This is a genomic window from Leptospira sp. B5-022, from assembly GCF_000347035.1.
In the GTDB taxonomy this organism is placed as follows: domain Bacteria; phylum Spirochaetota; class Leptospiria; order Leptospirales; family Leptospiraceae; genus Leptospira_B; species Leptospira_B cinconiae.
Genome location: NZ_ANIJ01000014.1, coordinates 104,840 through 128,781, shown reverse-complemented (window position 1 = coordinate 128,781; position 23,942 = coordinate 104,840). Strand labels below are relative to the sequence as shown.

Below are 23,942 nucleotides of genomic sequence, written 5' to 3'. Positions count from 1 at the left end.
TCTGGGGCCTTCTACACTAAGTATTAATTTAGTTCATAACGAACAAATACGTTGAAGATGGTCTGCATAGCAAGTTGAGGCCCGTTCAGATGCTGGTGAAAGGGTTTTCCTGCTTCGAAACCGAATCGAATTCCTTCTTCCATAAGAAAATTCATACCGACTAACGCGTCTGTGCGATTTCCTCCTTGTCGATTAGGATCGTTTTGAGGATCCATCTTCGGATCTAATGAACCGTCTTGTCCTTTGATATTATCCCAATAAAGTGCTTGGACTCGAATAGAAACGCTTGCCCAAGAAAATAAGGAGTAAGCGATCCAAGAATTCAGTTCGTATATATTTCCAAAACGGTATTGGTTCTGATTTTTGGAACTACGCAAATTTGCATTTGCTCCTAATCCCCAAGAGAAACGATTCGATTTTCCCGAATATGCGATCCCAGGTAAATAATTGATCGTTCCAGTTCCGGGTTGCATATTATAAGGGACTTTTTGGTTTCCCATCATCGGCATCCAGTCCCGTTCATCGATCGAGCCTGTAGGAAGTGAGATCCCGAAATTCAGAAAAAATTCATGGTCATTCCGTTTTAGAAAACGATGAGCCGCAGATAAAGTAATGTCCCCAACTCCCCCGGACTTCATTGCGGAAGAATCGAAGTTACTAGTCTCCATCAGCATTTGGTTTTTTACGACAGGAACCATGAACATGATCATCGTGTCGTCCGAGATCCCATACATTGCGCTTGTCATATAAGATTCCATTAACATGGATTTGGGAACTGACATATATCTATATCCGTTCGCAGAAGTTTGGGGAATACTTGGACCTCCCGTTAGTAAACTTCCCGTCGGCATAGAAACGCTTGGATCAAATTGAGGGAACCAAAGGGTTTCATAAGTTCCCATGGACTTGTTTCCGTTTAAAAGGCCTGACATCTGCATTCCCATATAACGAAAATCTAAAACCCAGGAACCCTTTTTATGCACATGAGGGAACATTAGGCCTGCGGGGGAGACCTGATCCGCTCTAAATTCATGATGGTGACTTTGTTCTTTGGATTCTTTGCGATGCTGCGCGTGAGGATCTATTCCTTCTGCCGCTTTTTGCATATCGATCTCATCCGAAAGAATATTATGAAATGAAAATATAATTAGAAGAACTGTTATATAAACGCGATACTTCATGATTACCTCCGAGTATCCGGATAAAAAAAAGAGGGCCGCTTAGCGGCCCCAGTGGAAACGATCAATCGACTTGGGACAAAATCGAACCGATCGTAAAAGACGTTAGTTTTGCTCCATTCAGTATGAAGCCGATCCGATTTCCGGAATAGACAGGAATATCCATCATCTGCATGATAGGGAACATCATCATGGAGCTCCGTTCCGATTGGCTTACCTCTGAGCAGGCTTTAGGCCAGGCATTGATCCATTGTTCTGAACTCGCATATTGAAAATCGATACAATACACATAATTCGTATCTGGGGTCAAGGCAGAGGTTCCCTTGCTTACAGTTTCAAAGTTTCCGGACATATCCGAATAAAATTGTTCCTTACCTGAATCCGTTAGTCGAAATGCAGGGCCTGAAATCGGAGACCCGGAGCCGTATACATATGCAGTCAGACTTCCGCCGGATTCTAGTGAAAAGGAAATTTCTATATTTGTTCCACCATTTGAACTAGGAAGAACAACATTACCTGAACTGGAAAATACTGAATCGGAAGAATGACCGCTCAGTCCCTTCTCTAAGTGAGAAGTATTACCGGTAAAGCCAAGTCCTTCTAAATTGTTAGGAGTACAATTTTGGATCTCATATCTTGTGCGTGTGGGATGCACATAAGAGAGAGTATTCGAAATTGGAGTTAAATTTTGGATGGAGCAACCTTCCTTGGCAGCCACTCCTAAAACAAGAGTCTGCATCAATTGTTGCTCGGAAGAAGTTCCGTTCGATAAGGAACCCAACTGGGAACAGTCAAAACAGAAGAATGCGAGTAGGATCGCGGTTATAGAAATATAACGAGATAACATATTTACTTTCCTTTATATTAGAAATATATACTTAATATCCCCCTGAAACAGCCTGGGCGGTTTAGAGAGGCGAAGACGTCAAGCTATGGAAAGAAGTTTAGGCGGGCGTTTAATCTTTTGAGTATGAGCTTCGGATAATTCTCCGGAATATAGATCTTTTATTTTAAAAGTATTTCCGGGAGTAGGAACGATATAGATACGAGGGGTGATTACATAATAGGAAAAGATCCTGATTTGAGAGAAGATCCTATTGCCATTCTCCTTTTTGCATGCACATTCATGAACAACTGTTTCCGAACTCGAGTGACAATTAGGACGATCTTGTTTTTCAGAGCCGGAAGATTTAGCTAAGTCTGTCTTGGTTCGGAAAAAATCATCTTCCCTGTTTGGATGAGTTTCTTTGTTGGAATTATGATTACAGAGACAGATGGAATTTCCTAAGAATAATTTTTCAAATACGCTGCCTTCTGCAGGAACAAGCAGGCGCGGAAAAAAGATCAGAGTTAAAAACCAAGCAGTAATCGTTTTCATCTCGAAAGACTCTAACGAATTAAGTTTAGCCTCCGGTGATCGTACATTGCATTGATTACGATCAATCCGGATGACTGAAAACCCTTTTTATGGTTTTGATTTATCTCAAGATCTGGATTTGAGTTTGTCTAATATTTTCCCGAAAGGTAAAAAATAGATCTGAAACAAATTACGAAAGTTCGGATCTTCTTCCTCTAAACCGAAAACCGTACGTTCCGCTTCTCCTTCTTTTGGAATATAAAGGCTTCCGAAAAGAATATCCCAAAATGCGAAAGATACGCCTATGTTCTTATTCTGAAGATAAACGTTAGTGCTATGATGGATCTGATGTTGAGCGGGACTCAAAAGTATCCGACTCAACCATCCGGGAAATCTAAGACCTATATGAGAATGTCTTAAATTAGCGTATAGATTGAATACAAAAATCCCTAAGTTCACTCCTAAGAAGGACAACATATTGATCCCATTCGGAAAAAGAAATATGGCGATCCCGGTAACGATGCCGGAGCAAAGAGCGCCTAATGAGTTCACTAAGATCGCCTCCACAGGATGTACTCTATATACCGTAAGCGGATTTAATACTTTAGCGGAGTGATGTAATTTGTGGAATTCCCAAAGGAAGGTCTTGTGGAGCAGCCAATGAGCAAAAAATCTTCCGAAATCGTTCGCCAACCAAAATAAGATGGAATATAGAAAGATGAAGAAGGTTCCCGGAGAAAGTGGGTTTTTGATGTCTCCGAAAACCTTAGATAAAGCGCCGTTTACGAAAGCGGATACTGTTGCACCTGAGATAACGAAATAACTGAAGAGTAGCGCGAATAAGAAAGTATTTACGAAATAATATTTATAATCGACCAGAGCGGATTTATGTAACCAGATCTTTCCGGATAAATTTTCGCGTAGATATTCCTTGGGTCTAAATCCTTTTTCTTTCCATGCTCTCCAGACGATCAACAAAAATGTGATCAAGATCGAACTGAAAATATAGAACCAATATATTTTTACCGCAGGAAGAAATATGATCCGGATCGGACTCAGAAGTGAGCGGAAAATCTCAGTGAAATAGACCTGCATAGACCTTATTTTCTATTGCCGGCCATATCCGCCCTAGGGTCTATTAGAATTTTAGAATATTTCATGACAAAGATCAAGAATGCGGCGATCCATAATATTGCCGAAAACAGGTAGGCTTCTCTATACTTATTCATTAAAGGAAGAAATACCCTGGAGATCACCGCTAAATTGATCAATATATAACCTAAAACTATGGATTTCGAAGCTTTGATCGGTCTGCCGGTATGGCCTAGGGAAACTCTTGTGATCATACCGTATATGAAAACTCCTATTCCTCCTAAGGTGAAGATATGAAAGGCAGAAGAAGTGGGAAAAAATCCCAAATGTGAAAGTCCATAAGCTACAAATCCGGAGCATAACCAGAAATAACCGAAATGTAAGATCCAAAGGATAGGCACCTTTTTGGATTTCCAAGGTTTCCAGAAAAGCCAACGTGAATAATTCAACATTCCGAAAGCCAAACAAAATAATCCTGCAAATGGAACGATCTCTGAAATCCAATAAGCGGCAGTTTCTAACATTAAAAATAGAAATCCTCCGTATCTTATGAAACTTTCTAATTTTAGAAATCTTTTAGGATTCGCGCCCGGAATAGCGGCGGAGGAGAAAAAAGGCATGATCCTTCCTCCGATCAATATCACAAATTGAAGTATTACAAAAAGTGAAAGATGGATGAAATGCAAACTCCATTCTTCCGGTAAAATATTCAAAAATGAAAACGCTGTCAGTATATGAAGTAAGAAAAGAAGGAAGTAAGTGATCACAACTACACGATTATGTTCCTGCCCTTTGGCGAACAAAGGTGGAGTAAGATAAAAAAGGACCAGTAGGTCACAATAAAGATCAGCGGTAAGCGCAAGATAGGAAAGATACGGGCTGGATAAAAATCCGAATCTGCCTAAGAACCAAAGTCCGAATAAAAGAGCTAAGTAGCCTTCTTTAGCCAGGACTTTTTTGGTCCAATTCTGACCTGCTGTAAAAAGGAATCCTATAATTGCTCCTCTTCCAAAACCGAAAACCATCTCGTAAGAATGGATCTGAATTCCTCCCGTCAGAAATGGAGAAGGAAGGATAGAAAACAGGATCAAGATCCAGATCAGAACTGCAAATAATGCGTGAAAGGAACTCGCTAAAAAAAATGGGCGAAAGGCAATCGACCAAACTGCAGAACGAAAATCTATAAGAGATTTCATCCTTCTTATGATAAGAAAGGATCTTTCTTTTGTCTTTGATCTGGATCAAAGAGAGGAGATCAATTTATCTAAAAACCGTCGCTGCAATTGATGGTTGAATTAGAAGTGCTTGGATAATATGTTTGGGTCTCGAACTCATAGGTCGAAAAGGCGATTGAAGTAAATCTAGTACATTTTTTTAATACAGTAAGTGTAGGATTTCTTTGCGCACAAGTTTGCGTTGTACTCCAAACTCCATCGAAAACGCCACATTCGTCCGCATCCATAGTTGTGCCCGGGGCATAATCGAAACAACCCTTGCTTTCAAAAAAGGAACCTACATAATTGCAGCTTCCTCCTCCAGAAGCATGGGTATTTCTTGCTTGGATGGAAAAAGAAATTGGAAAAGAACCGGAAGTATCGGAAGCAAGAATTTCATAATTTCCAGTTGCTTGTGGATAATGTGCGGAACCCTTGGATTGAATATAGCTTCCTGAGCCTACACTGACATTTTTCATTAGATCTGACCCGTTAGTTCCCGGCGGATAAAGGGAAACTTTATCAAGAATAGTTCCGGTTGTAATAAGATTAATACCGATTACAAAATCCTTATACGTCGGTCCTACATTCAGTTTAAAAAGTTTTTCGTCCGTTCCGGAAGTAATCGTGACAACTACTGCAGAACCATTCATCGTCAATGTGGAAGCAGTCGCGTGAGTGATTACACTTTCCAAAGGTTCTGATTTAGCTACTATTTGGTTATTTACAAGAAGAGAGAAATTATAATTTCCGTAAGGCCAATTTGAAGAATTGAAGTAACTCGTAAAATTTCCTAGGTCTTGAGCGATCCACGGATTATTAAGTGTGTCTCTGGTGGATTGACAATATTCCATACAATTATTGGTATCCGTAAGATAGAAAGAAACAGGCCCTGTCCAATCCCCTGTTCCTACTTGAGTGATCTTGTAATCGATAGTAACCAAATCTCCCGGTTTATAATTTTCAGGACTAACGGAAAGAATAGTGATCTTAGGCGCTTCTTCCGGAATTTCAACTTGGCCGTCGGAAGAGGAGAATTCCGTTATTCCAGCAACGGCGGCGAGCTGTTCATATTGCGGATTGCCGGAAGATTGGAAACAGGATGTGAATATCACGAAAAAGAAAAGAATAGAGAGTAGAAGTTGATACATTATCCGAAATTCCGGCAAACTTGCTTTTTGCTAGTTAGGAATATAGAATTTTAGGGCCGTATCAAGGACAACAAAATTAAAATGGGCAGAAGGAGCCGAATAACCCAAATAGGTTAATCTTATATGGATTTTACAAACAGAGGAATTCTCTATTTATGGAATGGCCGAGTAATGTTTGCCACAAATTCCATGCAAACCGATTTCCATTCCCATTATGCGGCTACCTTGGCAATTTCCTTAAAAAATAATATTCATATAGAAACTGAAAAAGGAAAGGAAGAATATCGAGTCGCCTTAGTAGGGCCGAATACATATCATAAGACCGTTTCTCCCGGAGTAGAGATGATCGCATTACTCATCGATCCCGAAACTTACGAATATTCATCCATCTCGGAATTTGCAAAAGTAGGCGAAGTGAAAAAATTAGATATCTCCGACTTTCAACCACAGATGGAAAAACTCTGGGAATTATATTATGGAAAATTAAATGACTACGAAGCGTGGGAATTACATTTGGATCTTCTTCGTTCCGTTTATCCTTTCCGAAAAATGGAAAGGGTTCTGGATGAGAGGATCGTCCGGATCGCAAAGATGATCCGTAAGGAAATGCCTGATAGTATCCGGATGAAAGAAATCGGTAAAAATTTTTCAGTCTCGGAAGATAGGCTCATCCGGCTCTTTAAGGAAAATTTGGGTATCCCTATGCGCAGATATTTATTGTGGGTCCGGATCTTAGAGGCTGCGAAACTTTTGAAAGAAGGTAAGAGCCTGACAGATGCGGCACATTACGCAGGTTTTTCCGACTCTGCTCATTTTACTCGGACCTTCAAAGAAAATTTCGGATTTGTGCCTTCTCTATTTTTCGGACATCTAAAATCCATTGAAGTTCGATTTTGTGAATCAGGCGATCTGATCTAATTAAAATTAGATTTCATACCGGAATCATTCAAGCGGAATATACTGCTCTCTGTTACTCTTCTCTGATCCGAGATTAGGGGACCCTTATGCCGATAGAAAAACGAAGAGGATTATTATCCAAACTCTCCTCTAAAATTTCCAAATACAATTCCGGATCCGTCCATACTCCTACTCAAGAAGAGAAAACTGGATTTTTAAAAGCGCAAAGATTGGCTTACAGATGTGTGACCGAGATTGAAAAGGAAATGCAAGAAGGTTGGACGGAACTCCAAGCAACAAAACGAATGGAAACTTTCTTAAGAGATCACGGGGTTAAAATATTTTTGCATCGTCCTTTCGCTTGGTTTGGAGATCATGCAAGATTTGACGGATACAAAAGATTCACTCAATTTCATCCTAGCAAAAGAAAATTACAGGTGAACGAATCCTTTATCTTAGATGTGTCTCCTGTCGTGGACGGTTATATAGGGGACATTGGATATTCTTCTTCACTAAATAAAAATGCCGAGTTGGATCATGGAATGAAATACCTATTAAAACTCAGATCGGAACTTCCCAAATTATTTTCTTCTTCCATGAGTTCTTCGGAGATTTGGCATAAGGTAGATCAGGATTCCAAACAGAACGGTTTCGATAATGTGCACTCTTTGTATCCTTTTGCCGTTCTTGGACATAGGGTGTATAAAGTACATTTACCTAATATTTCCTTTCCATTATTACCGATCAGTTTTGCAAGTTGGTTCAGTTTACAGGGATCTTTCGAGTTCCTTAGCCATAAGGTTCTTCCCGAGCTTCTGACTCCGGATCATGAGGGGGAGAAGACCGGGCTTTGGGCGATAGAACCGCATTTAGGAAAAGGCAAAACCGGTTTTAAATTCGAAGAGATCTTAGTGGTGGAAAAAAATAAGGCGTATTGGTTGGACGATGAAGTCCCCCACGTACAAAAATACGGAAAATTATTGGAAGCTGTATGAAATTACATCACACAATTATAATACTTACGATCCTTTTCTCTTTAGGGAAATGTAACCCTTCCGGGATTAAGATAGGAGCCCCTTATAAATTGGGGGAAATACCTCCTTCCATTTTGGAAGTCCAAGACAAAGAAGACCTTTTTTTGAGCGGACTTAAGGTGGAGATGGAAGATCTACCCGGTCATGATGATCTCATTTTCGATCGCCCAAAAGGATTCGGATATGCTTCCGGAATGGATGGCTGGATTTGGAGACTGAATTTTAAAACCGGAAAGGCCGAACAGTGGGTGAAACCGCCTGTCAATCCTGCCGGTATACAATTTGGAGATCGGAACAAGGAAAAAATATTAGTTTGTGCCTCCAGGCTCGGAGGGGAAACCTACGAGGAAAAAAATAGAGTTGGGCTTTACGAAGTGGATATAGAAAGCAAAAAGATAGATCCTCTTATTTTAGACCTTCCTAAATTAGAAAAAGAAGAATTAGAAAGAGTGTATCCCTTTTCGGAAATGCTTACCTTCTCCCTTCGAGATCTGAATTTTTCCAATTCGAGACCGTTTTCCTTATGTAACGATCTGGCCGTATCCGAAGACGGAAATCGTATCTATATCACCGAACCTTTCGAAAGATCTGATGCAGCAATGGGAAGCGGTGCCGTTCCGGAAGCGATCGGACTTTATCCTCATGGAAAACTTTGGATGTTGGATAGAAAGAAAAATACGATCTCTCTTACGTTAAGCGGATTTACTTTCGTGGATGGGATACTGCTGGATATAAGTCCGAATGAAAAGGAACAATCGGTGATCTTTACGGAAACCACCAAGTTTCGGATCATCCGAGCTTTTCTGTCCGGAAACAAACAAGGAAGTTTCGAAATCTTATTCGAAAATCTTCCCGGTCTTGCGGATGGACTGGAACGAGATGAAAAAGGAAGGATCTGGACCGGGATCATTAAAAAAAGATCCGGGCTTATCAATTTTGTGCATAATAATCCATGGCTGAAAAGTGTTATCTTATCATTGCCTCAAAAAATCCTGCCGATCTCACATAATACCGGGATACTCGTGATCGATCAGAGCGGAAAAAGACCTCTTTATTATTCGATGCATGACGGGTCTAAAATTAAGGATATTTCAGTTTCCGTTCCTTTCGAAGACAGGGTCTATTTTCCTTCCTTCGACAAAACTTCCAAGGGGTTATATTCCTTGCCAATTTCTTCTTTGAAAATTAAGGAATAGGGTTCGGGCGATTCCTCGCAAAGCTCGGACCGGGCTACTTCGGCCTCGGGCATCGCCCTCGTCCCTTCGGGACTAAAGGCCTACGTATCCCTATCGCGGAATAATGTCGATAAATTCCAATACATTATGTTAACATAATGTATTTCTAGAACATAGGCGGGATGGTAACTAAGATATTTCCGATATTTGTCCCAGTTTGAATATCCGCTCCCGAGCTGAAAGTGACAGTATGGCTCAAAGAGCAGACTTGCGTAATTCCTCCATCTCCGAGTCCCACTAGGTCCATAGAAATAGAATACTGGTCTCCGGAAGTAAATGAAACGGTGGTAGGTAGGCCGGCCGAACCGTTGAGGGAACCGATATAACCGGAACAACCGCTTACCTCCAGATCGAATGTGAATTCTTCTTGGTACCATGAATTGGGAATATTGCGGGCCCTAGCTAAATAAGAACCTGAACTTGGATCGGATGAAGTCGGTGCAACAAGAGTTAAATTGTTTGGAAAAATCTCAATGTAAGGATTACCGAAATGATTTGTTATGCCTAAGAGGAGCAATATGGAACTAGTACCCTCTTTTTGGGAAGGATCCAAATCCTGTATGACCAAAAGAACGGATCCACAATCGAATTGTAATGTCATACAAAATAGTATTACGTAATAAAAAAAGGACCTCGACATATCGGATTTCTCCATCTAATCCGAATCATGCGGAATATAACGATGAAAAAACGGATTTGTTCGGGAGTATCCGTTAAAATTTTAATGAACCTCTACTGCGAGTAAAGTAACGTCGTCTTGAAAGCCTCTCGGCCCTACGAAGATCTGCAATTCAGAGATCAAATCTTCCGCCACTTCCTGGATCCCCGTGTTTCTGCTCAAAATGGACAATACCCGGTTTTCTCCGAATTCCTTTTTTTCCTGATCGAATTCCTCGAAAATACCGTCCGAAAAGAAAAAGATCCTGTTCCCGGAAAGAAGAGGAACGGTTAGATTTTTATATGTTGCTTCGTTTTTTAGGCCAATGATAGGTCCCCTGGAATATAGATAATCCGCTCCGTCTTGTTTTTGTTTTAAGACCTGAGGAGGATGTCCGGCGGAAGAATAATACAAAACGTTATTATTCAGATCTATATCCGCTAAAACTGCGGAGAATATGACGTTGAGACTTTTGTATTTCTGGCAACAGGCTGCGTTTAATAATTCTAATATACGGGAAGGTTGGTCTTTAATAAACTTTATACTTTCGAATTCCGCCTTAATCGTCATAGTAAGAAGTGCCGCCTGTACTCCATGGCCGGTGGCATCTACCAAGAATAAACGGAAATATCCCGGTTCAAGTTCGAAAATATCGTAGTAATCTCCTCCAATTTCCGACATCGGAAGGTAATATGGATGGATGGACACATTTTTACCATTTAAGTTGAGAGTCGGTAATGTTTTCTGTTGTAATTTTTTAGCAAGAGAAAGGTCCCCTTTTAAAAGTTTCAAAGATTCGTTTAAGTTTTCCGTTCTTTCGATTACGATCTGCTCCAGGTTTACATTCAGTTTTTTTAATTCTTCTCCCAGGTCTTCTGCGAGCACGAACCCTTTGGAAAATCTGGAGGCAAGCAGAACACATTGGGAAAGTACAAGAGCCAAAACACCGTATGGGACCAAATAAATTGAGTCTATAAACTTATTCAGGTACAGCACGTCATTTGCTACCGTGGTCAGGTTTATTACCAGACTGAAAAAGCAGATCCTCGCTCCATCTATTCCTTTGGCGGACATGTATGCCAATTTGAAGAATAAATAGCTCAAAATTCCCAACATCATTATTTCCAATGAATTAATGAAGAACGACATGGTATAAAATTTTGTCGGAAGAAATAATGCCGAAAATATAAGAGGAATACTTAAATAAAGTGTAATATTAAAAACTTTGTCCTTTTTGAATTGTTCTTTGAATACGGACTGAACATACAAAATTGTTCCGGGTAAAAGTAAAAATAAGAATAGGATCTCTCCTCTGACCGAGAACTCGTAGTTTCGGAAAATCGGGAATACGTTATAAAAGATCCTTTCCCCGTAAAAAGACACTCTAAATGCGATACACAAACAGAGCACGGCAAAGAACAATGCGGAAGCGTCCCTTCTTCTCATCAGATAAAACGTAAAATGATAGAGTGACATCACGAACAAGGTCCCGAACGTGATGGAGTCCAACATAGTAGCCTTTAAGGAAATCTGCTGAATATCGGAAGTATTCCCAAGCTGGATCGGATTCCAGATCCCGGAGCCGTTCGAATATTTATAATTCGAAACATGGATGAGGATCTCTATCTCCGGTTTGGCGGAAATAAAACTGAAAACTCCCGGTTTATAACCTGGGAAATATTCAGAGTCCTTTTTTCCAATATTCCCGCCTTTTGCTATCTCCTTACCGTTCACGAACAACGTATAAGAGGAACTGATAGAAGAGATCTTTAGACTGAGTTGGGTATTTGTCTCAGGTAATAATACTTTCGCTTTATAACTCGCGAAACCGTAACTTGGATACTTATTATCGACGTTACGTCCTTTATCCCATTTGGCTGGGACCTTTATGTAAGAAGGTGAGGATGTTTGCCCATTAGGATTGGAATCGGGAAGAAGCTTGTTCCAATAAAACTCCCAATCTCCATCCAAACTGATATTGCCGTCCGTTTGAAAATTCCATTGTTTTAGATCCAAGACCCCTTGTACGACTTTAGGGCTTTCCTTTCCTGGGCGGCAGCCTAAATAAAGGAAGAATAGTATAGATCCTAAGAGCCATAACGATATTCTATTTTTGCCCAAAATCCGGATCTTCCTGCCGATAAATTTCATTAGGCTTAGGCTCTATATGGATTTCTGATAGCTAAAAATATCAAGATCGGATTTTTTTTAGGAAGAGAAACGCGGGTTAAAACGCTTCGTTTTTCGTCGAATGCCTGATGAGATCCAGTATTTTAATCATAGAAGAAAAGGAAGAAGAATACAAATGGATCCGGACTCTATTGGGAGCTATCGAATCCTTTACTCCTAACTGTACACGAGTCTTGAGTTTTCAAGAAGCCTTGCATCGGGCGAAGACCGAATCTTTTGACGTTATACTATTCCAATACGATTCCCAAAAAAGTTTAGAAGATCTGGAGAAGTCTCAGATCCATATACCCTTGATAGTTATAGTAGGAGATCAGGGGTCTAAGGAAGTTCTTAAAAATTCTAAGATCAAATTTACCGATCTATTATTAAAGGAAAGTTTGAATACAGATCTTCTGGACCGTTCTTTGCGTCTAGTATTGCAGACAAGAACTACGGAAGAAAATCTAAATCTTCTTAAGATAGGAATTGAAAGGTCCAAAGATATTTTTCTGATCACGGAAGCTTCTCCTATAGATGAACCTGGACCCAGGATCGTATACGTAAACGGCGCTTTCGAAAGACTGACGGGTTATAAAAGAGAGGAAGTATTAGGAAAAACTCCTAGAATACTTCAAGGACCTAAAACAGATAGAAAAGTCCTCGATAGGATCAGAAAAGCGATTTCGGAAGCCAAACCTTGTTTCGAAGAGATCGTAAATTATGATAAGGATGGAAAAGAATATTGGATCGAGATGGATATCTTTCCCATCGTAAACGATCAAGGTATCGTCACTCACTTGATGGGAATAGAACGAGATATTACGGAAAGACGAAATACCGAGGAAAGAATCAGACATTCCCAAAAGATGGAAGCTGTTGGGCAACTTGCAGGGGGAATGGCGCACGACTTTAATAATTTATTAAACGTAATATTAGCAAATCTAGATCTTCTCGAAATGAAGTTGAAAGATTCCGAAGATCTTATGAAAAGGGTCAGGTCGGCGCAAGACGCAATACAAAGAGGCGTCGAGATCAACAAAAGGCTTCTTGCTTTTTCCAGAAAGCAGGCCTTAAATCCGGAATCATGCGACGTAAACCGGGTATTGAGGGACTTTGTCCCCATTTTGGATCGTATAAAGACCGAAAAAGTAGAAATAGAATATGAGATCGCCGACGAAAAAACGATTTGCGACATAGAAAAGACCGGCCTGGAGAATGCCTTACTCAATCTTGCGTTGAACGCGAGAGATGCCATGCCGGAAGGCGGTAAAATATTTATTTCTACCGGATTTGTCCGAAATGGAGACACAATAGGACCTAAAATTTCCGGTTTGGAAGCGAAGGATTACTTTTTGGTCTCTGTTACCGATACCGGGACAGGCATGGACGATCTTACGAAGGCTCGAATTTTTGATCCTTTTTTTTCGACCAAGGGAGGAGGAAAGGGAACGGGTTTGGGATTGACCATGGTTTACGGTTTTGTAAAACAATCGAACGGTTTTTTAAAAGTGATCACCGCACCGGAATTTGGTTCCAGTTTTCTAATATTTTTGCCGGTGCATAGGCAGGACGAAAGTCAAGATATTCCCGCGACCAAAAGGAAAACCTTGGTCATGGAAGAAAATCGAGAAACTGCCGAATTAGCCTGCGTGTATTTGAGAGAACTGGGTTATGAACCTCATATAAGTTCGGATATGAATCGATTGGCAAAATTTTTCTCCGGCGATCCTGAAATCTCCTTCGTGTTGTTGGATCTCCAACTTGCGGACTCTAAAGGGATCGATCTAAAAAAAGAACTGGAAAGATTCGGTTCGGGAAAACTAATCGCTACCTCTTCGAGCCGCGGAGATAATTCGGAACTCCCGAATTCAGTACCTCTGGTCCGAAAACCGTATACCAAAACCTCATTAAAAGAAGCGGTTCGCAATATCGGAGAAATTCTTCCATGACGGATTCAAGAAATTCTAAAAAACTTCTAATCCTGGATGATGAAGAAGAAATAGCAAAGATCCTAGGAGAGATCGCAGTAGATTGCGGCTTTTCCGTTTCTTTAACTCATACTGCACCCGACTTTTTAGATAAGTTGGATCCTAGTTTTGATTGTGTCATCTTGGATCTAATGATCCCTGGGATGGATGGAGTGGATGTGATCCGTTTTTTGTCGGAAAAAGATGTACATCCCGACGTGATCTTGATCTCAGGAGCTGATAGAAGAACTCTTCATAGCGCGGAAACTTTAGCCGGAGAATACGGATTACATATCGCGGCGGTCATGGAAAAACCGATCCGAGTTTCCGACATCAGAAATGTCTTGTCTGCGATTGCCGAAAAGGAATCCGATATTTCTTCCCGTACCAAAACGGGTGGAAAAGGAAAATCAGGCCCTACATTCGAGAAGGAAGAAATTTTAGAAGCCGTTCGTTCCGATCAATTCATATTATTTTATCAGCCTAAATTCGATCTAAAAACAGGCAGGGTGGAAGGTTTCGAGGCTCTGGTGAGATGGAACCATCCCAAATTAGGATTAGTGTTTCCTGATTCTTTTTTACCATTGATGGAAAAAGAGATCACAATCCTAAATCTAATGACCGAAAAAATCATAGATCTTGCATTGGATGAGAAAAGGATTTGGAATGCTAACGGAAGAAGGCTTCGCGTAGCGGTTAACGTATCTCCTGTAACATTGACCGAACTGGATTTTCCGGAAAGGATCCTTGCTAAAATAAAGAACCAGGGAATCCCCCAAAGCCAATTCCAGATGGAAATTACGGAAACGGGGTTTTTGGAGAACATTCGTTTTACTCAGGACATTTTAACCAGGCTTAGGATCCGCGGAATCGGGCTTTCGATCGACGATTTTGGCACGGGTTATTCTTCCCTGAAACAATTACATAGATTTCCTTTTACGGAATTGAAGATCGATAAATCGTTCGTTATGGATTCTCCCAGGGACAGGGAATCTTTGTTTATTTGTCAGGCTTCCATAGATTTAGGGCATAAATTAGGAATGAATGTCGTAGCAGAAGGCATCGAAACTGCCGAAGTGGAAAGATTGATGAAAGAAGCCGGTTGTGATGTGGGCCAGGGTTATTATTATTCCAGACCTGTCCATCCGGAAAAAATTCCGGAAATTCTTTCCAAATTCGGTTAACAATAGTACTCTTGGTAGAATGTCCTCGGGAAAAAGTAACAAATTATCGGAACAAACGATTCCGGACCAAAATCCCGAAATAAGTAAAGAAACAAAATCGGTATTGGATCATATACCCGACGCAGTCATATTAGCAGACCTAGAATGGAACGTAACGTATGTGAATGAAAAAGCGGAGGAAGTCCTTCGCAGATCAAAGGAAAGCCTGATCGGTAAAAATTTTCTTAGAGATTTTCCAAGGCTGATAGGGACGGATTTCGAGGCTCAATACAAAAAGGCAAAAGAAACCGGAAATTCTTGCACATTCGAAACATTCTTCGAGCCGTTCAACGTATGGATAGAGGTTAGGATCTCTCCGAGACCGGACGGATTTTTAGTATATTATCTGGATATTACCCAAAGGAAAAAGAAAGAGATCTCTTGGGCAATAGGAGAAAGTCTACTTTGGGATATATCCACTTCCGATACTTTGAGTTCAGCCTTCGAAAAAGTACTCAAGACCTTAATTAAAAATACTGCATGGACCTACGGGCAGATTTGGAGATCCAAAGATAAAACGGTTTATATAAACGAAGAAGATCCGTACGTTTACGGTTCCGACCTTCAACTTTTATTCAGAAAAGAATCCATAAACAAGTTTTTCAACATGGGAGAGGGAATACTTAAGAAGGTAAGTGAATCCGGCGAATTATACTTTATTCCGGATCTCGCAGCTGACACCGAATTAAAAAGAAAGGAAGTTGCATTAGCTGCAGGATTTCGTTCTTGGTTGGGAATTCCTATACTTTCTCACGGACGATTTTACGAAATAGAACTTCTTTCGGAAAAAGTTTTAAATCCCGAGGAAGCGTATTTGGATCTACTTGGCGTTGTTTCCAAAAGATTTGCTGAGATAGTGAGTAGAAGGGTTGCCGACGAGGAAAGAAAAGCATTGATAGAACTCTCTTCCGAGATTATCTTGAGTGTGGATTCCGATTGTGTAATCCTAAGAACCAATTCCGCTTTCCAAAGGATCTTAGGATATGAAATAAAACATGTCGTAAATAGAAGTTTGTCGGAATTCCTACATCCTGACGATATAGAATTCACCAAAGAGAAAATTTTCTCAGGTCCCAAGGAAGGATTCGAAAATCGTTATATAACTAAAGATGGAAAAGTATGTTCTCTACGCTGGAATACGATCCGTCTTCCGGACTCGGAAACGATATTTTGTATCGGAAGAGATATCACCGAAGAAAAAGAATGGAACGATTCACTACGACAGTTCCAAAAGCTGGAAGCAGCAGGGGAACTCGCAGGAGGAATGGCTCACGACTTTAATAATCTCCTAAATATTATTTTGGCAAATTTGGATCTTTTGGAGCTAAATCTTAGAGAGACACCTGAACTGTTAAAGCGAGTATTCTCCGCCCAAGATGCAGTTAGAAGGGGAGCCGATCTCAATAGAAGACTATTGGCATTTTCACGTAAACAAGCGTTAAATCCGGAACAGGCTGATGTAAATCATGTGATCGTGGATTTTGCTGATATACTTACTCGGATCCGAAACGATATAGTCAGTATAGAATTCTGCTTGGAAGAATTTCCTTTGATCTGCTCTTTCGAGAAAAATGGACTAGAAAACGCACTTCTAAATCTTTGTCTGAATTCAAGAGACGCAATGCCTCAGGGTGGAAGAATTTTAGTAAGCACAGGATTTTCTCCCGCGGGAAAAGAGCATAGATCCATGATTCCCGGATTCGTGGATATGGAAGACGCATGTGTTATTTCCGTTCGAGATGAAGGTTGCGGAATGGATGCGGCAGTGATAGAAAGACTATTCGAACCGTTCTTTACCACAAAAGAATCCGGAAAAGGGACCGGGCTTGGCATGCCGATGGTTTATGGATTTGTAAAACAATCCAAGGGAATGGTACATGTTCACAGCGAGGTCGACAAAGGGACCTGTATTGAGATTTTTCTTCCTTTGACTCGTAGTCCCGAGATCGTTGGTTTGGATCGAATTGGAAAAATTTTGGTTTTGGAAAAAAACTTAAAAGGCCAGGCCTATCTGATAGCTTTATTGGGAAGATTCGGACTCGATATAATTTCTGTTTACGATCTGCATGAAGCGAAAACCATTTTAGAAAATAATCCGGAAATGTTTACTATCCTCATAGAGGAAGAGATCCTGTCTGAAATTTCCGGCTGGAAAAATTTAAAGAGTAATGTTAGGATTATCGTAATTTCAGAATGGAATTCAAAAACGGAATTTGATCCTTCCGTAAAGGTTTTGAAAAGACCTTATACTTGGACTAAGCTGAAAAAAATGTTAACTTAATGAAAATGTAAAGTATTTTTACGCCCGCTTTTACGCTTCCGATCAAATTCCCGCTGATCTTAGATATTCCGCTTTTTCTTTTTCGGTAGTGGACCGGAACTTCTTGTATCTTGAATTTTTTTCGGATGGCTTTGATTTGCATTTCTAAGTTCCAACCCCAAGTAGGATCTTGGAGATCTAAAGCTAATAAGGATTTCCATCGTACGATACGAAACGGCCCCAGGTCGGTGAATTTTACTCCGTAAAAAGTCCGGATCAAAAAACAAGAAAACCGATTGCCGAACTTCTGCAAGAATGACAAGGAACCCGGTTCTGCATTTCCTAAGGTTCTGGAACCTATTACTAGATTTGTATCCGGATCTTGGGAAAATACGAAAAATAGATCCTTTAGGTCGCCAAGATCGTCCGATCCATCGGCATCCATAAACACGATAAATTCGGGAGAAATATTTTTCCTTTCAAGATAACGGATCCCGGCCAAACATGCGGAACCATAACCTCTTTTGGGTTCTTGGACTAAAATAACCCCTGCATCGATTGCAATCTGTGGAGTGGAATCTTTAGATCCGTTGTCTAATATCAGCACTTGTTCCGGCAAAATCCCCGATCCGAAAAGGGAATCCAAAACCTGAGGAAGAGATCCCTCTTCGTTCAGTGCAGGGATCAAAAATTTAGAATTTGCCCAAGGAGCTTGCAAAAGGTTTATTCCCCTCTTCTATTTTTAGAGATCCTGAAAACTTCTTCAGGCGAATAGATCCTACTTTTTCCCGAGTTTAGATCCACTGCTTCTTTGTGGACTAGGCTGGAAAAAGGGTAATGATTTTCTATTTCCGAGATCTTTTTGCGAAGTTGATAGGATTTAACTTTCTCGCTATTTTTTCTCATGTGTTCCGCATTGGATTCTTTTAGACGAATATGATAAATTTCGAATACGATCTTAGAATAACCTTTTTCGATCCCTGTGAATAGATCCTTCCAAACTTTGGTCTCTCCGGGAAGAATACGCGTATCTGCTACTAGTTTAGCCTTCGGATACCATTCCCATTCTTGTCCGAATTTGATCTCCTTGTCGGCGAGAGATCTACCTTCGGGATCCAATATTGAAATTTTCAGAAGTAAAAATCGTTCCGGATCTCCGGTCGGAATATTATGCGCGGCTTTTTCATTTTTCAGAGAAACTGAATATTCTAGATCGTTTCCTTTTTTCTTCCACAGGATCGGTTCTATCGTTAATCCGGACCGATATCCTCCGGGAATCTGTTTTTCATACAGTTCGAATTTTTTTGGAACACCTCCTCCAATAAAGGAATGTTTATGAGAAGTTCGGATCGGAGTGTTTAGTTCCGGTTTCACAAGTTTACGTTGTAATTCTCTCATATGGCAGGAGCCGCAGGCTAACTTTCCGTGGGAGTTTTCCTTTTGCTCCAACTCAATACCCGTATTGAAAGCGCATACCAATTGGTCGTCCAAAATGTAATTTGCGTTATGACAATCTAAACATCTATTCCTCAATTGATCCGGAACGATTTTTACAGGATGGGGAGGTTTGGTTTTGCCGTTAGCACCTAATATGTAAGAGTTCCCATTTTCATCCAAACGAACATGGCAGACTGCACAGGTTACCGCTTCCTCCTTCATCTTCGGGTCGAATTTAGGATTCGGTTCTTCTATTGGAGATCTATAATCTCCGTTATTCAAATAGTCGACTAGAGTTTCTCTCTGGTTCGCAACTGGAGTATGGCAATTCAAACAAAGCCAACGGGGAGAAGAAGGTTTGGAAAGTTCGGACTGGAATTGCAGATCGGAAAGAGCGTTTGCGTGAGTGGATGTTTTCCATTCCGCATAAATTTCTACATGGCATTTTCCGCAATTTTCCGCTCGAACTTCCCCGACTCCGGCAAGAGGAGGAAGGTAGGGTAAAGGTTTAGACCATGGAGCCTGCGAAAACACATCTTCCACAGGGATCGGTTTATCTTTCGGTTTGGTAAAAATACAATAGAATAAACCGGCAGCCAAAGATATCGATAAGATCGATAGGAATATACTTCTTCTTTTATAAGAGAACATTAGTAAAATTTTATCTAGTTACTAAAGGGTGGTTTTCATCCCCTTTAGAAGACCATTCCCACATGGAGCCTGCATAATTTTTTGCATTATAACCCAATGAGACCAGAACGGAAGTCATCCATCCGGATCTTACTCCTCCGGTACAATAAGAAATCACTGTCTTATCCTTAGAAATCCCTAATTCATATAATTTCGCGAGGATCTTGGATTCGCTTAATAAATATCCGTCTTTGTCCAAAAATTGTTTATAATAGATCCATTTTGCTCCGGGAAGATGTCCTCCTCTAGACTCTCCGTAGGGAGTTTGTCCTAAAAATTCTCTTTCTTCTCGGGTATCTATAAAAGCGAATTTTTTATCGGAAAGTTGGGATAGGACAAATTTGGAATCTGCTGACCAATTTTTATCATTCGAATCGGAAGAGTTTATTTTGGAAAGAAGTTCCGGACGGATCGGAACAGAGGAATTGGAAGCCTTTTTTAAAGAATTGATCCCTCCGTCCACTATAAAGGCTTTAGAAAAACCTAATGTGCGTAAAGACCAAACGATCCTTCCTTCTTCTCCCCATCCTCCAATAGGATCCCCGAACACCAATACTATCTTGTCCGGATACAAACTTTTCTTACGTAGTAGCTCCTTCGCTTCCGATGCCTCGATTAAATTTCCTTGGTGGGGAAATTCTTTCCGAGAGATCTCCTGCCACCCTAAGGGAATGGATTTAGGTATGCCAGAAAATTTGATCCCTTCTCTTGCATCCACGAACACTGCACCTTGGCCATGTAGATACAATGCTTCGGGTGCACTGATAAACCAGCCTTTAACCCCGGAAAGTTTTTCGGAGGCGAAAAGTGAGGAAGAAAAAAGAAAAACTAAAGCAAAGAAGATCCTGAGCATGTACGTTAATTTGGGATGGATCGATACGCGTGTCAATAAATAATACAAAAAATCTTATATAGCAGAATAATTTTAATATCACAGAAATGAGGCCATGATTTTAATGGGATTTCGCCTTAAATGGGGAATAGAACTTGGAATTTGAAAGGATTCAAGAAAGAGGAAACCGGATTCTAAATCGGACCTATCTGATCTGGATCTTGGCTGCGTTTGCGTATTTTAGCATTTTTCTCTTCTGGGAAAAGAAAAATTTAGGGAGAAGTTTAAATGGAAGTTTGTACATCTTTGGGTTTTGCGGAGTCTGCGCCGTTTACGGATTTTTATTTTTTTCTAAAACTTTCGAAACGTCAGATAGGTTCGGTTTTGTTTTAGGAGTTCTTCTTCGAGGAGTTTTGATCTTATCCACTCCGATCTTCGAAGATGATTGGGCTCGTTATCTTTGGGATGGTTGGATTAGTTCCGAAAAAGGAAGCCCGTATGGGATCAAACCGGAATCATTCTTTGGAGAAATAGATCCGATCAGAACGGAAATACTTTCTAGGATCAATCATCCGGACTGGCCTACCATTTACGGTCCTCTACTCGAGATCTATTTTTATTTAATCCACCTTTTATTTCCTTGGAAGCTCTGGGCGCTGAAACTTTTTCTTTTGGTTCCCGATATTCTTTTATTTTTTTTGATCCGAACGAAATACGGGACTCGATCTTCCGCAATATACTTTTGGAATCCGGTCCTCATAAAAGAGGTCTTTCTGAATGCACATCCGGATATTATAGGGATCTTTTTTTTGTTCTTTTCATTTTATTTAATGGAGAAGTATAAGTTTCGTCTAAGCTTCTTTGTTTGGGGACTTAGCCTGGCAGTAAAAGGATTCGGAATTTTACTTTTTCCTTTTTTATTAAAATGGCATTGGGAAAAAAATCATAACTGGAAAAAAACGGTAATTGATCCGAGTTTAGCGGTTTTAGGAATAGTATTAGCATATTCACCTTTTCTATTCTTTTCCAAGGAGACTGATTTTACGTCTCTGCGCAGCTTTATAGGAAGTTTTACATTCTTTCCTCTGGGTTATAATATCCTTCATGCTACATTCGGAGAATTATCTAGGGCGATTTGGGTGCTTCCTTCCATTTTAAGTACATTGATCTTTTTGAATAAACGATATACTTCCGATTTGGAGAAGGAAGAGAAGATCGGGATCACATTCTTCTTGTTCTTTTACTTCTGTCCTGTGGTCAATGCCTGGTATTTACTTTGGATGTTCCCGTTTTTACTCAGGTTCCCGAGGAACTTTTGGCCTTCTTGGATGTTTTTGTTTTTAGGACAGTTTTCTTATTTGAATTTCGCAAACCTAGGAGATTGGAGATCCGTAGTAGAAAAAGGTTTTTATGTACATCCTGATCTGCTTTTGCTCTCTGTTAGTTTTATCTTCTTGCCCATTCTTCTAATCTGGATTCGAGTTCGCTTTTCTTCTAAAATTGCCAATTCTCTTTAAAAAACATCTTATTTCAGTTAAATTATAATTTTATTCGTTTTTATAGAATTTTGATTGTTATTTTAAACTATATTTCTAATAAGTTGGAATCATTCTTATTATAACTGCTCGGGATAAACAAAATTCCGTTTCAGTGGGGAGAACCGAGTATGCCGACGATCGATCCGATGGAAAGAGGCCTGATCCAATCCATTGGGACCTTGGTTCGGAAGAGAAGACAAGAGTTAGGTCTTTCACTAGGAAAGCTTGCAGAATTATCTCAAGTGAGCCGAGGAATGTTAAGCTTGGTCGAATCCGGAAAAGCCGCACCTTCCATCGCTTTATTATGGAAAATTTCCAAGGCGATCCGTTTACCTTTGTCCAGTCTTATGGAATTTTCTAAGGAAGAATTTCCTAAAATTTACAGGAAAGAAGACTCCACCGGAAGTTCAGTGGAGGAGAATCAGTACGTGATCCGTCCTCTTCTTCATGAAGAAACTAGATTTCAAACTAGACTATTTGAGATTAGGCTTCTGCCTGGAGTCGCTAAAACGTTTATTACAAAAGTGCAATCCAAACAAAGACAGAATTTATTCCTACAGTCAGGCGCGCTACGTTTGAAAGTGGGAGGTAAATGGTTCGACTTGCAAGAAGGTGACAGCATGACCTTTTTGGGAAAAGATCTGCAAGAGCTTGCAAATTTAGGGGAGAAGGACTCTTATCTGATCTGGTCCTCTTCTCTTTCCGACGACTGAAATAGATTCCTGTTCGCGTTTGTTAATTGCAATTCTTCAGGGGGCTTTGAGTATAATCCGGACGTTTCACTCTAGGAAAAGTTTGTCGGTTAGATGAAGATCCTTAATAACATCCTAGAAAGTTTCTCCAAGCGAAAAAGGCTGATTTTGTCCTTACTGATCGGACTTGTTTCTATTTTTTTCTTAAAGGAAGCCTCATACCTTTTATACAAGACGTCTTCCCAATCTCAGGTGATCAATTCCGGATTTTATTATCTTTCTAAATCCGATCTTTCTACGGAATACGATTCGGATTCCTTTTTATTTCCGTATCATCTCAAAATTTTCGGGATAGATCTTTCTCCGGAAGAGTTCAAAAGATATTGTAAGTTTCTATTATATATTACTTCCGCAATCCTGATTTCCTACGCTTATTATTTTAGAGGAAGTTTTACCGGGGTCTTTTTGGGTTTTTTCTTACTTCTTTCTCCCGTTTATCTTATCCAAAATAATTGGATCGGTTTTGCGGATCATCTTACGTTCTTCTGGTCGGTATTGCTAATTATATTTTTGGATCAGAGAGATCAGTATCCAGGGAAGAAGATCCACTCTTACGTTTTATTTTTCCTTTTTGTGCTGGGATCTTGGACCCATTTTTATCAATTCGTCCCGATTTCTCTTTTCGTTCTATTTTTGTATTTTTGGGAGAAAAAAGAGATAGATCGAGATATATTAAAGGTCTTCTTTTTGGGGATATTCGCTGGAAGAATTTCTTCTTTTCTGATCTTCTATCTCAATGGAATAGAATGGAATGAAAGAAGGTTAGATACGGCGCAGTCCTTGGGTTTTGCGCGTTGGTATTCTATGCACATGAAACATCTTATTCTTACCTTAGTTTCTTTTTGGAACGGTTTGTTATTTTTGTTTTTAGAGAATCTGGCACGTAAAAAGGTATCGATCCTCTTGGTGTGCTTCGGGGCCTTTGTCATTACATTTTTCACTGCAGATAGTACGAGAGTGTTTTCTCATTTATTCTATCCGGCGTGGATCGCTCTTTGGTTGATCCGCTTTCGAAGTGGATTTTCCAAGCGGGATAAATGGATCTTGTGCTTCGGATTGGTTCTTGCATTTGCCTATCTTTTGGTTTTTGATCCTTTCTATAAATGGGGCGGGGACCTGATCTATTTAGGACCTCGTATCTCCTTTTAAAGTGAAATTACATTATAAAAAAATAATTTGTAATTCCTGAATATTCTGCTTAGCGGAAAATAACGCAGCCTAAATTCACAAAAACATTTTTACCTTCCATTTTGTTTCC

At 40.1% G+C, this 23,942-nt stretch carries 20 protein-coding genes; 9 read left to right on the top strand and 11 right to left on the bottom strand.

Features of this window, described 5'->3' with window-relative positions; translation table 11 throughout:
• Window positions 1-23: 23 nt before the first annotated feature.
• From LEP1GSC192_RS05095 to LEP1GSC192_RS05070, 6 genes are all read right to left on the bottom strand, one after another.
• Entirely contained in the window at window positions 24-1,181 is a 1,158-nt protein-coding gene (locus tag LEP1GSC192_RS05095) for a transporter (protein ID WP_020768768.1), read from the bottom strand.
• A 61-nt stretch (window positions 1,182-1,242) separates the two neighbouring features.
• Window positions 1,243-2,025, bottom strand: coding sequence for a hypothetical protein (locus LEP1GSC192_RS05090; protein WP_020768966.1), 783 nt, complete (start codon window positions 2,023-2,025; stop codon window positions 1,243-1,245).
• A 78-nt stretch (window positions 2,026-2,103) separates the two neighbouring features.
• On the bottom strand, window positions 2,104-2,556 hold the full coding sequence (locus LEP1GSC192_RS05085; RefSeq protein ID WP_020768862.1) for a hypothetical protein: 453 nt from the start codon (window positions 2,554-2,556) through the stop codon (window positions 2,104-2,106).
• Between the two features lie 105 nt (window positions 2,557-2,661).
• A complete protein-coding gene (locus tag LEP1GSC192_RS05080; protein ID WP_020768879.1) occupies window positions 2,662-3,630 on the bottom strand; it encodes a sterol desaturase family protein in 969 nt (322 codons plus the stop codon).
• 5 nt (window positions 3,631-3,635) lie between these two features.
• A complete protein-coding gene (locus tag LEP1GSC192_RS05075; protein WP_020768774.1) occupies window positions 3,636-4,823 on the bottom strand; it encodes an NnrS family protein in 1,188 nt (395 codons plus the stop codon).
• A 68-nt stretch (window positions 4,824-4,891) separates the two neighbouring features.
• Window positions 4,892-5,992 carry a hypothetical protein gene (locus LEP1GSC192_RS05070; protein ID WP_020768884.1) on the bottom strand — a complete coding sequence of 367 codons (1,101 nt, stop codon included), beginning with the start codon at window positions 5,990-5,992 and terminating at the stop codon, window positions 4,892-4,894.
• A 171-nt stretch (window positions 5,993-6,163) separates the two neighbouring features.
• Between LEP1GSC192_RS05070 and LEP1GSC192_RS05065 the strand changes: the two genes are divergently transcribed.
• The 3 genes from LEP1GSC192_RS05065 (at window position 6,164) to LEP1GSC192_RS05055 (ending at window position 9,119) form a co-directional block, all read left to right on the top strand.
• On the top strand, window positions 6,164-6,910 hold the full coding sequence (locus tag LEP1GSC192_RS05065; RefSeq protein ID WP_020768844.1) for a helix-turn-helix transcriptional regulator: 747 nt from the start codon (window positions 6,164-6,166) through the stop codon (window positions 6,908-6,910).
• An 86-nt stretch (window positions 6,911-6,996) separates the two neighbouring features.
• On the top strand, window positions 6,997-7,884 hold the full coding sequence (locus tag LEP1GSC192_RS05060; protein ID WP_020768903.1) for a M24 family metallopeptidase: 888 nt from the start codon (window positions 6,997-6,999) through the stop codon (window positions 7,882-7,884).
• Window positions 7,881-9,119, top strand: a complete 1,239-nt coding sequence (locus LEP1GSC192_RS05055) for an SMP-30/gluconolactonase/LRE family protein (protein WP_020768751.1) — start codon at window positions 7,881-7,883, stop codon at window positions 9,117-9,119. Before LEP1GSC192_RS05060 ends, LEP1GSC192_RS05055 begins: the two co-directional genes overlap by 4 nt.
• Window positions 9,120-9,264: 145 nt before the next feature.
• Here the strand turns inward: LEP1GSC192_RS05055 and LEP1GSC192_RS05050 are convergent, their stop codons facing one another.
• Together LEP1GSC192_RS05050 and LEP1GSC192_RS05045 are read right to left on the bottom strand one after the other, a co-directional pair.
• Window positions 9,265-9,798 (bottom strand): hypothetical protein, encoded by a 534-nt coding sequence (locus LEP1GSC192_RS05050; protein ID WP_020768984.1) that lies wholly within the window; start codon window positions 9,796-9,798, stop codon window positions 9,265-9,267.
• Window positions 9,799-9,879: 81 nt separating this feature from the next.
• Entirely contained in the window at window positions 9,880-11,937 is a 2,058-nt protein-coding gene (locus LEP1GSC192_RS05045) for a SpoIIE family protein phosphatase (RefSeq protein ID WP_036089145.1), read from the bottom strand.
• Window positions 11,938-12,074: 137 nt separating this feature from the next.
• On the opposite strand from LEP1GSC192_RS05045, the gene LEP1GSC192_RS05040 reads away from it, so the two are divergent.
• Genes LEP1GSC192_RS05040 through LEP1GSC192_RS05030 form a run of 3 tightly spaced genes read left to right on the top strand, consistent with a single transcriptional unit; the run spans window position 12,075 to window position 17,456 of the window.
• Complete coding sequence (locus tag LEP1GSC192_RS05040; RefSeq protein WP_020768975.1) at window positions 12,075-13,934, top strand: PAS domain S-box protein; 1,860 nt, start codon at window positions 12,075-12,077, stop codon at window positions 13,932-13,934.
• Window positions 13,931-15,136 (top strand): EAL domain-containing response regulator, encoded by a 1,206-nt coding sequence (locus LEP1GSC192_RS05035; RefSeq protein WP_020768809.1) that lies wholly within the window; start codon window positions 13,931-13,933, stop codon window positions 15,134-15,136. Before LEP1GSC192_RS05040 ends, LEP1GSC192_RS05035 begins: the two co-directional genes overlap by 4 nt.
• 19 nt (window positions 15,137-15,155) lie before the next feature.
• Window positions 15,156-17,456, top strand: a complete 2,301-nt coding sequence (locus LEP1GSC192_RS05030; protein WP_020768917.1) for a PAS domain S-box protein — start codon at window positions 15,156-15,158, stop codon at window positions 17,454-17,456.
• Here the strand turns inward: LEP1GSC192_RS05030 and LEP1GSC192_RS05025 are convergent.
• The 3 genes from LEP1GSC192_RS05025 to LEP1GSC192_RS05015 are packed head-to-tail and all read right to left on the bottom strand — an operon-like array spanning window position 17,431 to window position 20,415.
• The gene (locus LEP1GSC192_RS05025; protein ID WP_020768802.1) at window positions 17,431-18,153 is read right to left on the bottom strand and encodes a glycosyltransferase family 2 protein; all 723 of its coding nucleotides are present in this window, start codon (window positions 18,151-18,153) and stop codon (window positions 17,431-17,433) included. The two genes, LEP1GSC192_RS05030 and LEP1GSC192_RS05025, sit on opposite strands and share 26 nt — an antisense overlap.
• A gap of 5 nt (window positions 18,154-18,158) precedes the next feature.
• Window positions 18,159-19,523: a multiheme c-type cytochrome gene (locus LEP1GSC192_RS05020; protein ID WP_020768784.1), complete on the bottom strand. Its 1,365-nt coding sequence runs from the start codon at window positions 19,521-19,523 to the stop codon at window positions 18,159-18,161.
• Window positions 19,524-19,533: 10 nt separating this feature from the next.
• Window positions 19,534-20,415, bottom strand: coding sequence for a sulfurtransferase (locus tag LEP1GSC192_RS05015; protein ID WP_020768912.1), 882 nt, complete (start codon window positions 20,413-20,415; stop codon window positions 19,534-19,536).
• 134 nt (window positions 20,416-20,549) lie between these two features.
• Between LEP1GSC192_RS05015 and LEP1GSC192_RS05010 the strand changes: the two genes are divergently transcribed.
• The 3 genes from LEP1GSC192_RS05010 to LEP1GSC192_RS20030 all read left to right on the top strand — a co-directional run bounded on the left by LEP1GSC192_RS05010 (window position 20,550) and on the right by LEP1GSC192_RS20030 (window position 23,833).
• A complete protein-coding gene (locus LEP1GSC192_RS05010; RefSeq protein ID WP_020768813.1) occupies window positions 20,550-21,911 on the top strand; it encodes a hypothetical protein in 1,362 nt (453 codons plus the stop codon).
• Window positions 21,912-22,060: 149 nt separating this feature from the next.
• Window positions 22,061-22,645 carry a helix-turn-helix domain-containing protein gene (locus LEP1GSC192_RS05005; protein WP_020768830.1) on the top strand — a complete coding sequence of 195 codons (585 nt, stop codon included), beginning with the start codon at window positions 22,061-22,063 and terminating at the stop codon, window positions 22,643-22,645.
• Between the two features lie 93 nt (window positions 22,646-22,738).
• Window positions 22,739-23,833, top strand: a complete 1,095-nt coding sequence (locus tag LEP1GSC192_RS20030; protein ID WP_232420963.1) for a hypothetical protein — start codon at window positions 22,739-22,741, stop codon at window positions 23,831-23,833.
• Window positions 23,834-23,942 lie beyond the last annotated feature (109 nt).